The sequence below is a fragment of the Sphingobium sp. TomMM15 genome, from assembly GCF_055397045.1.
Map to the genome: position 1 here is coordinate 2,326,802 of NZ_AP027314.1, position 12,663 is coordinate 2,339,464.

The window sequence follows — 12,663 nt, forward strand, 5'->3', positions numbered from 1 at the left end:
ATGTCTTCCGCTACCGATCCTTGTCCCCCCTCTGCCGTCAGCCATGGCGTAGGCTTCGCCGGACTGGCCGGTCTCGCCCTTTGGGCTATGGTGGCGCGGCATTATGGGATGAATGGCCCCAATGCGGGCTTCTCGGCGGTAATCGCCTGCGGGCTGCCGATGATCTTGTGGTCGCTGCTGGTGGACAAGGTCCATCGCAATCCATCGACCGGTATCGACTGGAAGGCACCCCCCCGGCCATGGCGCGCCGTCCTCGACATCAGCCTCGTCAAGATCGCTGGCCTCTGGGCGACATGGCTGGCGATCGCGATCTTCTACTGCTTGGCCCGCTGGTACTGGAGCGGAAATTATCATTATTCCATGAACCTGTTCATGGACGCGGCCCCTTGGCTTGTGCTGTTCTCGTTTCCCTATGTCGTCTGGCTGGACCGGCGGCTGGTCGAACCCCGCGATGCCACCCATGCCTTTGGCCAATGGGTCATTGGCGGAGCAGCGGGCGCAGCCGACATGGCGCAGGTCGCCAATCATGCCCGCGCATGGGCGGTCAAAGGCTTCTTCCTTGCCTTCATGCTCTCCATCGTGCCTGGCAATTTTGCCAGCGTGGTGGACTGGCGGTTGGATCATGCCTTCGCCAATCCAGTGAACCTTGCCGCCTTCCTGATCGCGGTCATGTTCATGATCGATGTCTGCATGGCGACGGTCGGTTATTTGCTGACATGCAAGCCGCTCGATTCCCACATACGCTCGGCCAATCCGCTGCTGACCGGTTGGGTGGCGGCGCTGATCTGCTACCCGCCGTTCGTGCTGATGGGGTCGGGGGGACCGCTCGACTATCATGCAGGCGGATCTGAATGGGACGTCTGGACGCAGGGGCATACGACCTTGCAATGGATATTGGGCAGCTGGCTCGTCCTGCTAACCGCCATCTATGCTTGGGCGACGGTGGTTTTCGGCATCCGCTTTTCCAACCTCACCCATCGCGGTATCCTGACCCACGGCCCGTATCGCTGGACGCGGCACCCCGCTTACCTGTCGAAGAATCTCTTCTGGTGGTTTTCGGCGCTGCCATTCCTCACGGTATCGGGCAGCCTCACCGACATGGTGCGCAACTGCGCGATGCTGGCGGCGACCAACGCCGTCTATTATTGGCGCGCCCGGACGGAAGAGGCCCACCTTTCCACTGATCCTGCCTATCGCGACTACAGCGAATGGATGGAGCGCAACGCACCTGTCCCACGCTTCTTCGCCTGGGCAACGGGCCGCCGACGCAAGGGGCAACCGGCCCTGACGCCAGCGGAATAGGTTAGAAGCTTTCCTCGGCGTAGACGCGGGAAAGATCGCCCGCCCACTCGCCATGATAGCGCGCGAGCAAGTCTTCGGCATGCGTCCGCCCAGCCGCGACGATCTCGTCCAGCGGTGCCAGATAGGCGGTTTCATTGTCGCCGATATCGTTCAGCCGTGCCCGTGCCCTCAGCCCGCTGCGGCTGATATCCAGCACCTGCGCCGCGATGTCGCGCAGCTTGCGCCCGCCCGGTAACGGTGCGTCCAGCGCCAGCTTTGGCGCGGCGTCGCGCAACGTCTGGCGGTCCTCCATGGTCCAGTCCTTCACCAGATCCCACGCCGCATCCAGCGCGCCCTGATCATAGAGAAGGCCAACCCAGAAAGCGGGGAGGGCGGTGATGCGATCGGCCCGTCCGCCATCGGCCCCGCGCATTTCGAGGAAGCTCTTCAGCCGCACTTCAGGGAAGGCGGTGGACAGATGATCTTCCCAATCCTTCTCGGTCGGCTTCTCACCGGGCAAAACGGAAAGCTTGCCCTCCAGGAAGTCGCGGAAGCTGAGGCCAGCCGCATCGATGTAGCGGCCGTCGCGATAGACGAAGTACATCGGCACATCGAGCGCATAGTCGGCGTACCGCTCATAGCCAAAGCCGTCCTCGAACACGAAGGGCAGCATGCCCGTGCGGTGCGGGTCGGTGTCCGACCAGATATGGCTGCGATAGGACAGGAAGCCGTTGGGGTTGCCTTCGGTGAAGGGCGAATTGGCGAACAGCGCGGTTGCGAGAGGTTGCAGGGCCAGGCCAACGCGGAATTTCTGCACCATGTCCGCCTCGCTGCCATAGTCGAGGTTCGTCTGAATGGTGCAGGTTCGCAGCATCATGTCGAGGCCCATCGTGCCTACGCGCGGCATGTGCCGCAGCATGATGTCATAGCGCCCCTTAGGCATCACGGGCAGCTCGGCCCGAGTCTTGTCCGGCCACATGCCCAGGCCCAGGAAGCCCAGACCCAACATGTCGCCCACATATTTGACCTGTTCCAGATGCCGCGCCGTCTCCGCGCAGGTCTGGTGCAGATTTTCCAACGGCGCACCGGACAGTTCCAGTTGACCCGCCGGTTCCAGGCTGACCGTCCCCTCGGCACTCGACAGGGCGATGATGTTATCGCCCTCGAACACCGGGCTCCAGCCATAGCGGGTCAGCCCGATCAGCAGCGTGTGGATGCCGCCCTGCTCGCTGTAGGACGGCGCATGATGATCAGCTCTTGAATAGACGAACTTCTCGTGCTCGGTGCCGATACGCCAGCGGTCCTTGGGCTTGGCGCCCTTGGAAAAGGCCACGATCAGCTGGTCGCGGCTTTCGATGACGGGATCGTTGCCCCCTGAGTCGGTTCTCGTGCTCATGCCCCGCCTTAGCCTGTCCCCCTTGCGCGTCAATCGACAGCGCGCGGAGGACAAATAGGTTGCGTCCACCGGGGCTGCAATCCCATTTCGGATTGCAACTGGAACAGCTATCCTATCGCCAGTCGCCGTTCAGCGTCATCCACGCCGACGTCGCGGCGATCGCCGCTGTCTCCGCGCGCAGGATTCGAGGGCCAAGGGACACGGGCACGGCCCTAGCCACAGCGCGGATCGCCTCCCGTTCTGCCGGGTCGAAGCCGCCCTCCGGTCCGATCAGGAACGCCGCAGGGCCTTTATGCGCGCGCAGCGTCTCGCTCAAAGGCTCACCCCCGCTTTCATCGGCGAAAAACAGCCAGCGATCCTCCGGCCAATCGCGCAGCAGCGCGTCCAGCTTCACCATGCCGCCGAGGTCAGGAAGCGCGGTGCGCCCGCACTGCTCGGCCGCCTCGACCAGATGGGCGTGCAGCCGGTCGAGATTGAGTTTGTCCACCACCGCCCGGCGGGTCAGCACCGGTTGCAGCTTCGCGACTCCCAGCTCGCACGCTTTTTCTGCGATCAGGTCGACGCGGCCTTTCTTGATCGGCGCGCAGCATAGCCAGAAGTCTGGCACCTGCTCCGGTGCCTTGGTCTGGCTGACGCATTCCAGCACCAGATCGCGCTTGCGCATGTCCCGCACCCGCGCGGCCCATTCGCCGGACCTGCCGTCGAACAGCAGGACGATGTCGTCGGGCTTCACCCGCATGACGCTGATCAGATAATGGGCCGGGTTGCCATCGACCGGCACGGCCACGCCGTCGCCCAACTGCGTCTCGACATGCAGGCGCGGCGCGCTTTGCGGCGGCCAGGCAGGGGTTGCGGTCATATGCCAATGCTCCGTTCGGGCTGAGCTTGTCGAAGCCCTTTACTTCTCTAAAGAGGAAGAACGGCCCTTCGACAAGCGAGCGTGACGTTGATTGACAGTATAGTCCCAGACAGCGAGGCCCAAGGCCTGCTCGCGCGCCTGCCGGAAACCCCCCGCGCGCTTGCGCTGCTGGCTCGGCTCGATCGTCCGATCGGCTGGTGGCTGCTCTTCTGGCCGGGCGCCTGGGCGGTGGTTCTGGCGGGCGGGGCAGGGGAGCGCTGGCCTCTGATCCTTTGGCTGTTGCTCGGCAGCATCGCGATGCGGGGCGCCGGTTGCGTGTTCAACGACATCGTCGATCGCGATCTTGACCGGAAAGTCGCCCGCACCGCCGCCCGGCCGCTCGCGAGCGGTGCCCTCTCCCTGCGTACTGCATGGGCGTGGCTGATCCTGCTCTGCCTCGTCGGCCTCGCGGTCCTCCTGCAATTGCGCCCTTATGCGCAGATCGTGTCGCTCGGCAGTCTCGCGCTCGTCGCCGCCTATCCGTTTATGAAGCGGATCACCGGTTGGCCGCAGCTTTGGCTTGGCCTTGTTTTCTCCTGGGCGGCGCTGGTCGGCTGGAGCGAGGTCGCAGGGGCGCTTACCCTGCCGGGGCTATTGCTTTACGCAGGCACCATCTTCTGGGTCGTGGGTTATGATACCATCTATGCGTTGCAGGACCGGGAGGATGATGCGTTGATCGGTATCGGGTCGAGCGCCTTGTCGATGGGCCGTCATGTGCGCGGCGGCGTAACGCTCTGCTACCTGCTGGCACTTTCCCTCTGGGCCGCCGCCCTTTGGCAGGTGCGGCCGCAATGGCTCGCTCTCGCCGCCCTGCTGCCGATGGCGGTTCAACTTTTCTGGCAGGTGGGAACGCTCAAGGAGGATGGAGCCGATCCGCTCACCAAGTTCCGTTCCAACCGTTTCGCGGGGCTCCTGATGTTTCTTGCCTGCCTCGTCGTGGGGAGTGCATGAGCATGCCGCAAGAGGGTGAGGATTGCTGGCGCATCGCCCGCGCCGCAAAAGCCAGCGTCATCATCGACGCGGATTGCTATTTTCGCCACGCGCGCGCCGCCATGCTCAAGGCGAAGCGTCGGATCATGCTCATCGGCTGGGACTTCGACGCGGCGATCAGTCTGATCCGCGAGGATGAGGTCAAGGACGGAGCCCCGGTCATCATCGGCGACTTCATCAGCTGGCTTGTCGCGCAGAAGCCTGACCTCGAAATCTTCCTCCTGCGTTGGGACATCGGCGCGATGAAGTCGATGGTGCAGCCTGCCAACCTCTTCACCACCGTCAAATGGATGGCGCACAAGCGCATACAGGTGAAGCTGGACAGCCATCATCCGCCAGCGGCTTCGCACCATCAGAAGATCGTCGTGATCGATGATTGTTTCGCCTTTTGCGGCGGCATCGACATGACCAGCGATCGATGGGACACGCGCCATCATCGCGATGAGGACCCCGGCCGCCGCCATCCGGACGGTTCCGCCTATGGGCCATGGCATGACGCGACCACGGCCTTACAGGGCGATGTCGCGATGGTGCTGGGCGACCATGCCCGCGCCCGTTGGAAGGGGGCTGGCGGCGGCGATCTGGAGCCGATCTTCGGCGAGCATGATTGCTGGCCCGACGCGCTGCCGGTGCAGTTCGAAAATGTCGATATAGCCATTTCCCGCTCTGCGCCGGAAATGGACGACCAGCAGCCGTTGCGAGAGATTGAGCGACTCTATCTCAACCAGATCGCGTCGGCGAAGCGGACCATCTATGCCGAAAGCCAGTATTTCGCCTCCCGCCGCATTGCGGAGGCAATCGCCGCGCGGCTGGGTGATCCCGATGGGCCGGATATCGTCATCATCAATCCGGAACAGGCCGATGGCTGGCTGGAACAGCAGGCGATGGATACCGCCCGCGCGCGCCTGTACGAGGCCCTGCGCGCCCGCGACACATACGGTAAGCTGCGCATCTACCATCCCTTTACCGTGCGTGGTGAGCCCATCTACGTCCATGCCAAGATCATGATCGTGGATGATCGAACCGTGCGCGTGGGCTCGTCCAACATGAACAACCGCTCGATGCGGCTCGATACCGAGTGCGACGTGACGATCGACGGGGCACTGCCAGTCAATGCGGGGCACGAAACGACCATCCTAGGCATCCGTGATGACCTGATCGCCGAACATCTGGACCTGCCCGTCGAGCGGGTGGCGGCCGTCATCGCCGAGCGCGGGCTGATTGCCGCGATTGAGCAACTGCGCGACAAGCCCGGCCGCACCCTGCGTCCCTATGTGACGCCGAATCTCAACGACGTGCAGGCGTGGCTGGCCGACAATGAAGTGCTGGACCCCGAAGGGCCTGAGGAGATGTTCGAGCCGGTTGCCGACCGCAGCCTGTTCCGCCGCATGCGCAAGAAGCGCTGAAGCGCCGCCGCTTTCCTATTCCGCCGCCAGCAGCGCTTCCGCGCCGCCCAGATTGACGGAAACGAGGCGGCTTACCCCGCGCTCCACCATAGTCACGCCGAACAGCCGGTGCATGCGCGCCATCGTCACCGCATTATGGCTGACGATCAGATATCGCGTGTCGGTCTGCCCGACCATGACATCGAGAAGGTCGCAGAAACGCTCCACATTGGCATCGTCCAGCGGCGCGTCGACCTCATCCAGGACGCAGATCGGCGCCGGGTTGGTCAGGAACAGGCCAAAGATCAGCGCTACCGCCGTCAACGCCTGCTCGCCCCCCGAAAGCAGCGTCAGCGCAGCCAGCTTCTTGCCCGGCGGCTGCGCCATGATCTCCAGCCCCGCCTCCAGCGGATCGTCGCTGTCGATCAGTTCCAGATGCGCCTGCCCGCCATTGAACAGCGTCGTGAACAGCCGCCGGAAATGCCCATCGACCGCCTCGAACGCCGCCAACAGCCGCTGCCGCCCTTCGCGATTGAGGCTGCCGATCGATCCGCGCAGCCGGTTGATCGCCTGGCTTAGCTCCTCGCTCTCGGCCCGGCTGGTCGCTTGGGTCGTTTCCAGCTCCTCCAGCTCCTGCGCCGCCACCAGATTGACCGGCCCGATCCGCTCGCGCTCGGTGGCAAGGCGGTCATGTTCACCCTGTTCGCTCTGCGCGATCCTTATGTCGGCACTGGCAAAGCCCAGCTTCTCGGGCAGCACGGGGGGCGGGCATTCAAAGCGTTCACCCGACAGGCGATTGGTCTCGACACGCTTCTCTTCCGCTGCCTCGGCTCGCGCCGCAGCGGTCGCTCGCCGTTCGCGCGCCTGCGCCAGCGCCTCGCCCGTCTGCGCGGCCCGCTCCTCGGCGACCCGCAGCGCCGCCTCGGCCTCGCTTTCCGCTCGCCGCGCCGCTTCCGCTGCGTCGGCCAGTCCTGCACCCTGCTCGGACAGGGCCGCGATCGCCGTTGCCAGCATGTCGGGCTGCTGCGCCAGTCCATCGCGCTCGGATGCGATCGCCTCGCCGCGCCCCACCATGGCGGCGATCCGCTTCGCCGCCTCGCCCGCCCGTGCGCGCCAGCCCTTGGCTTCCGCGTCAGCCGCAGCCATGCGTTCACGATCGCTCGCCAAAGCGCGGTCGGCCAGGGCCTGATCCGCCTGCAATTGGCTCACAGCCATGCGCGCCTTTTCGCTCGCCTGCGACAACGATGCCACCAGCGTCCGCGTCCCGGCCCCGTCCGGCACCGCCGCGCGGGCTACGTCCACCTTGTCATGCTCGGCCCGGGCAGCGCCCAGATCAGCGCGTGCTTCGGCAAGTCTTTCCTCGATCGCCTCACGCCGCCCGGAAAGCCGCTCCAGCGCCGTAGCCGCTTCGTCGGCAGCACGAAGCGCGGCGCGCAACCGCTGGTCGGCCGCGCCAAGCTGCGTCCTCGCAGCCCCCAGTGCCTCGGCCGCCGCCCGTTCTTCACCAGCCGCGCTATCCTGCGCGGCGCGTGCCGCCTCGACCTCCGCTTCGGCCGCCGGTCGTGCCGCCCCGATCGCTTCCAGCCGATTGAGCCGGATTAGCCGCTCCGCCGCCGCCGCGCCGCCCTCGGCCGCGACATAGCCGTCCCAGCGCCGCAACTGACCATCCTTGGTCACCAGCCGCTGTCCCACCGCCAGCGCCTGTCCATCATCCGTCTCGGCGACCGCGATTTGCGCCATTCGCCGCGCCAGTTCCGTCGGCGCGCACACATGATCTGCCAGCGCAGCACATCCGGTGGGCAGGGCCGGATCGCTGTCAAGCGCCGCCGCCCCAGTCCAACGCCGCGTGCCCTGCGCGCCCACTGGCGCCTCCAGATCATCGCCCAGCGCGGCGGCCAGCGCCCGCTCAAACCCCGGCGCGGCCTTCAACTGGTCCAGCGCCCGTTCGGGCCCGCTTCCGCTCTCGACCGCCCGCTTGAGCGCCGCCGCCTCGCTATCCAGCGCTGCCAGTCCCGCGCGTGCAGACGACACCGCCGTTTCAGCCGCCGCACGCGCCTCGGCCGCCGCCTGCCGCGCCGTTTCCGCCTGTCCGATCGCCGCCTCGGCCGCATCGCGCTCCGATCCAGCCGTCGTCTGTGCCGCCAGCGCCTCGCTTCGTTTCGCCTCCAGCGGCGCCGCATCGGGCAGGGCGCCCGCTTCCGCTTCCAGCCGCGTGGCTTCCCGCTCCGCCCGTTCCAGACGGCTCCGCGCCGACGCCAACGCCGCCTCGGCCACGCGCAATTCGGCCTGCTCGCCCGCCTGCCGCGCCATCGCCTTGGCGAGGTCCAGCTCGGCATCGCGCGCAGCATCCTCTGCCCGCGCTATCCGCCCGGCAAAGTCAGGCCGCATCGCCTCAGTCTCGGCAGTCCGTTCCTTCAGGACAGAAATCTCGGCCGTAAGCCGGGCAATCGCCTCGGCCGCATCGTTGGCCAGCGTGCCTTCACGTGCCCGGTCCTCTTCCAGCCGCTCGGCCTGTTGCGCCAGATCATGCAGCCGCCGCACCACCCCATCGCGCTCAGTCCTAAGCGCCGCGAGCCGATGCCCCGCCTCATTCGCCTCGTCTCGCGCGGCCTGTGCCCCCACCCGCCGCCGGGCGAGCGCATCCACTGCCGCATTGGCATGAACCGCCGCCGCCGCCTGCGCCTCCTGCGCGGCGCTGACGGCGCTTTCGGCCTCCACCGCTTCCTTGCGCGCGGCATCGGCACTCGCCGCCGCCTCGCGCCAGCGGGCGAAGATCACGCGCCCTTCGGCGACCCTGATCTGCTCGGACAGCTTGATATAGCGTTCGGCCGCCTTGGCCTGCCGCCGCAGGCTGCTGGCCCGCGCTTCCATGTCGGTCAGTATCTCGTCCAGCCGCATCAGATTGGCCTCGGCGGCGCGCAGCTTCTGCTCGGCATCCTTGCGCCGGACGTGCAGCCCGGAAATCCCTGCCGCTTCCTCCAGCATCGCGCGCCGTTCCTGCGGCCGCGCGGCGATGACGGCGGCGATCCGCCCCTGGCTCACCAGCGCCGGGCTGTGCGGCCCCGTCGCGGCGTCGGCGAAGACCAGCGCGACATCCTTCGCCCGCACGTCGCGGCCATTGGCCCTATAGGCGCTGCCCGCCCCGCGCTCGATGCGGCGAGTAACTTCCAGTTCGCCGTCCGCGCCCACTTCGACAGCGTTGAACAGCTCACCCTGTTCCTGCACCGTTTGCAGCGACACTTCGGCAAAGTCCCGTTGCGGCCGGGTGGATGTGCCCGCGAAGATCACATCTTCCATGCCGCCGCCGCGCATCGACTTGGCGCTGGATTCGCCCATCACCCAGCGGATCGCTTCCAGCAGGTTGGACTTGCCGCAGCCATTTGGCCCGACAATCCCGGTCAGGCCGGGCTCGATGCGCAGCTCCGTCGGATCGACGAAGCTTTTGAAACCGGAAAGCTTGAGGCGCTTTATCTGCATGGCCACCCGCCGGACCAATTGCCGGGGCAGCGTGATGCTGCCCCGCCTTCAGCGGGCAAACTCATCGCAAATGTCCACCCCCCTCGAGCCAATCAGATACCCGCTTCCTTGAGCTTGGGCTGCAATGTCGCCCAGGTTGCGACATTGTCGATCTTCACATCATTCAGGATGAAGGTCGGCGTGCCCTCGATCTTATATTGATTGTTCGCCGCCTCGACGCCCTTGGCCAGCTTTTCGGCGGCGGCGGTATCGGCCAGGCACTGCTTGGCCTTATCCTCGGCAATCCCACGCTGCTTGGCGAAGTCGACCAGCCCCACGGCGGCGGCCAGATTGCCGAAACGCTGCGCAGGCGGTGCGCTCATCAACGCCTGATATTTGGCGTCGCCCAGCGACTGCGCCTTTTCGAACATGGCATTCTGGTTGGCGAAGAACTGCTCGCTCAGCGGATAGAAGACGTCCTTGCCGCCGCAACGGGCCAGCAGCGACGTGGAAATGTCGATCGGGTCGCGCACGAAGTTGCGGAACTCGAAGCTCATCTTTCCGGTGTCCACGATCTTGCGGATCTCCTCCGAAGCCTCCGCCGAAAAATCGCGGCAATGGCTGCAGGTATAGGACCCATATTCGATCAGCTTCACCTTTGCCTGCGGGTTGCCCATGACGAATCCGCCTTCGGGGGTCTGCGTCACTGTGGCGGACCAGCTGGTCCCGGCAGGGGCAGCAACAGCAGCGACCGGTTCTGCGGACGAGTTGCTGGCCGCGTCCTTTTTCCCGCAGGCGGAAAGGGACAGCGAGAGGGCGATAAGGGCAAGTCCGGTAATGGCTTTCACTGTGTGCAGGCTCCGTTGCTCGGGCATCAGGATCAGGGGTTTAGTTTACTGCGCGGCGGCGGGCAATGCATCGCGCAAGCTGGCCCAGCTCGACCCGTCCACGCGCGTCCCGTTGACGGTGAAGCCCGGCGTGCCGCCAATCTTCACCTTGTTCCATGCTTCGTCGGTCATCGCCAATATCTGCTTCATCGCCGCTGGATTGGCGATGCAGGCGTCAAGCTGCGCAGGCGTGAACCCGCGCTTGCCCATCAATGTGTAAAGCCCCGTATTGCGGCCGATGTCGCGCAACAGGGCGATCTGTTCGGACGGCTTGGCGGCGCCACGGTCATAGGCCTGCAACTGCTGCATCCAGGCGTCCTGATTTGCAAACAGCGCCTCATGATTGCCAAAGAAGCGTTTAGGCCCGCCGCATCGCGCCAGCAGCGCCGCCGTCAGGTCATATTTGTCCCGCACCGCATTGCGCGCTTCCACGCTCACCTTGCCGCCCTTCACATAGTCGGCTTTCAGCGGCGCGCTCGCCTCACCCACGAAATGGGCGCAGTGTGAACAGGTATAGCTCACATATTCGACCAGCTTGGTCGGCGCGGCCGGGTTGCCCATCACATGTCCCCCAATGGGCGACAACGCAACCCGTGTCGTCCAGTTGACGGCGGGCGCGGCGATCAGCGCGCCGGGGAGGGTGATCAACGCGAAGAGGCCAAGGATTAGCAAGCGCGATTTCGTCATGCGTTCTTCCAGTGAAGCGCCGCCCCTGTACGGCAATTGAATGATTCAGCTGATTTTCGGCAAACCATTGGAATTGACAAGCCCTTGGGCCAGCGATTCCAGAACGGCGCGCAATTCCGGGTCGCCAATGTCACGCAGCGAATCGCCAAGTTCCACCGGCACCGGTCTCAAATTGCGCGGGGGCGGGCGCCGTTCCGGCGTCGATCCGCGCACTTCGCCCTGCTTCATCGAGACCTTCGTCACGGCGGCATAGCCAAAGAAACGGTTCACCCGATCGATGATGTCGGGGAGTACATGCTGGATCATCGGCGCATGGCCGCTCATCACCGTCAGTTGCAGCGTCCCGCCTGCTTTCTTGCCCACCGGAAAGCGGATCGATTCGGGCGCGGAAATCTCCGCATAATGCTGCCCCACAATCTCGGCCCAGCGCGTGACGATGCTCGACTGGACAAAGCCGAACTTGCGGAAAGCGGCAGCGCCGATCTGCGGCATCAGGTCGGCAATCTGGCGCGGACCGCCGACGCGAGGCCGCTCCGCTGCCGCTTGCGCACGGCTTTTCAATTTGGGTGTCGCGGGCCGTTCCGTCATGCCCCGCTTAATGGCATAGGGCGGCCATGGACGTCGAGCGGAACCTCATGAAAATCGCAGCAGATCTGCTCGGACATTATGACGTCCATGCCCGTCGCCTGCCCTGGCGTGCCCCGCCGGGCGCCAACGCGGCGGACCCCTATCGCGTCTGGCTGTCCGAAGTCATGCTTCAGCAGACGACGGTCGCCGCCGTCGGCCCCTATTTCGCGAAGTTCACCGATCGTTGGCCATCGGTAGAGGCGCTCGCTGGAGCCGAGGATGCCGACGTCATGGCGGCATGGGCGGGCCTTGGCTATTATGCCCGTGCCCGCAACCTGCTCGCCTGCGCCCGCGCGGTGACGGATCAGCATGGCGGCATTTTCCCGGACAATGAAGAAGGCCTGCGCGCCCTCCCGGGCGTCGGCGCCTATACCGCTGCCGCCGTCGCCGCCATCGCCTTTGGCCGCCGCGCCGTAGTGGTGGACGCCAATGTGGAGCGCGTCGTCGCCCGCCTGTTCGCCATCGACACGCCGCTGCCCGCTGCCCGACCAGCCATCCGCGCCGCTGCGGACGGCATTACCCCCGATGCCCGCGCTGGCGATTTCGCGCAGGCGATGATGGACCTTGGCGCGACCATCTGCACATCTCGCAACCCCGCCTGCGGCATCTGCCCGTTGCGGCAGGACTGCGCAGCCTTCCGCACGGCCGATCCCGCCGCCTTTCCGGTCAAGGCCGCGAAGAAGGCGAAGCCGCACCGCCTCGGCCATAGCTGGTGGATCGAGCGGGCGGACGGTCATGTCTGGCTCGTCCGCCGCCCGGCCAAGGGCCTGCTCGGCGGCATGCGCGCCCTTCCTTCCTCCCATTGGAGCGGGGCGCCCGACGCCACCCCGCCGATTGCCGCGACCTGGAAGGCGCTGCCGGAACCCGTTGTCCATGTCTTCACCCATTTCTCGCTGGCCTTGACGGTTCATGTCGCCCATGTGGCAGAGGAAAGCATGCCAACGGGTGAGGGCGAATGGTGGCCGCTCCCCCGCATCGGGGAGGCGGGCCTGCCCACCCTGTTCCGCCGCGCCGCCGAGGCAGCAATGAAGGCCAAGCAGCAATGAAGGAGAGCGA

Annotated in this window: 10 protein-coding genes; 4 read left to right on the forward strand and 6 right to left on the reverse strand. The window is 65.8% G+C overall.

Going from position 1 to position 12,663, the window contains the following annotated elements; genetic code table 11:
• The gene (locus tag ACZ51H_RS11605) at positions 1-1,302 is read left to right on the forward strand and encodes a methyltransferase family protein (RefSeq protein WP_464801919.1); all 1,302 of its coding nucleotides are present in this window, start codon (positions 1-3) and stop codon (positions 1,300-1,302) included.
• 1 nt (position 1,303) lies between these two features.
• Here the strand turns inward: ACZ51H_RS11605 and ACZ51H_RS11610 are convergent, their stop codons facing one another.
• Entirely contained in the window at positions 1,304-2,677 is a 1,374-nt protein-coding gene (locus ACZ51H_RS11610; protein ID WP_464801920.1) for a glutamate--cysteine ligase, read from the reverse strand.
• A 112-nt stretch (positions 2,678-2,789) separates the two neighbouring features.
• On the reverse strand, positions 2,790-3,536 hold the full coding sequence (locus ACZ51H_RS11615; protein ID WP_464801921.1) for a 16S rRNA (uracil(1498)-N(3))-methyltransferase: 747 nt from the start codon (positions 3,534-3,536) through the stop codon (positions 2,790-2,792).
• Between the two features lie 87 nt (positions 3,537-3,623).
• On the opposite strand from ACZ51H_RS11615, the gene ubiA reads away from it, so the two are divergent.
• Together ubiA and ACZ51H_RS11625 are read left to right on the forward strand one after the other, a co-directional pair.
• On the forward strand, positions 3,624-4,526 hold the full coding sequence (gene ubiA / locus ACZ51H_RS11620) for a 4-hydroxybenzoate octaprenyltransferase (protein ID WP_464801922.1): 903 nt from the start codon (positions 3,624-3,626) through the stop codon (positions 4,524-4,526).
• A complete protein-coding gene (locus tag ACZ51H_RS11625; RefSeq protein ID WP_449470645.1) occupies positions 4,523-5,971 on the forward strand; it encodes a phospholipase D-like domain-containing protein in 1,449 nt (482 codons plus the stop codon). The genes ubiA and ACZ51H_RS11625 overlap by 4 nt, the downstream gene beginning before the upstream one ends.
• 15 nt (positions 5,972-5,986) lie before the next feature.
• On the opposite strand, the gene smc is transcribed toward ACZ51H_RS11625, so the two are convergent.
• The 4 genes from smc to ACZ51H_RS11645 form a co-directional block, all read right to left on the reverse strand.
• Positions 5,987-9,427, reverse strand: a complete 3,441-nt coding sequence (gene smc / locus ACZ51H_RS11630; RefSeq protein ID WP_464801923.1) for a chromosome segregation protein SMC — start codon at positions 9,425-9,427, stop codon at positions 5,987-5,989.
• Positions 9,428-9,519: 92 nt separating this feature from the next.
• Positions 9,520-10,254 carry a thioredoxin domain-containing protein gene (locus ACZ51H_RS11635; RefSeq protein WP_449470648.1) on the reverse strand — a complete coding sequence of 245 codons (735 nt, stop codon included), beginning with the start codon at positions 10,252-10,254 and terminating at the stop codon, positions 9,520-9,522.
• Positions 10,255-10,299: 45 nt separating this feature from the next.
• Complete coding sequence (locus tag ACZ51H_RS11640; protein WP_464801924.1) at positions 10,300-10,980, reverse strand: thioredoxin domain-containing protein; 681 nt, start codon at positions 10,978-10,980, stop codon at positions 10,300-10,302.
• Between the two features lie 45 nt (positions 10,981-11,025).
• Positions 11,026-11,568: a DUF721 domain-containing protein gene (locus ACZ51H_RS11645; RefSeq protein ID WP_464801925.1), complete on the reverse strand. Its 543-nt coding sequence runs from the start codon at positions 11,566-11,568 to the stop codon at positions 11,026-11,028.
• Positions 11,569-11,594: 26 nt separating this feature from the next.
• On the opposite strand from ACZ51H_RS11645, the gene mutY reads away from it, so the two are divergent.
• A complete protein-coding gene (gene mutY / locus ACZ51H_RS11650) occupies positions 11,595-12,653 on the forward strand; it encodes an A/G-specific adenine glycosylase (RefSeq protein WP_464801926.1) in 1,059 nt (352 codons plus the stop codon).
• The last annotated feature ends 10 nt before the right edge of the window (positions 12,654-12,663 follow it).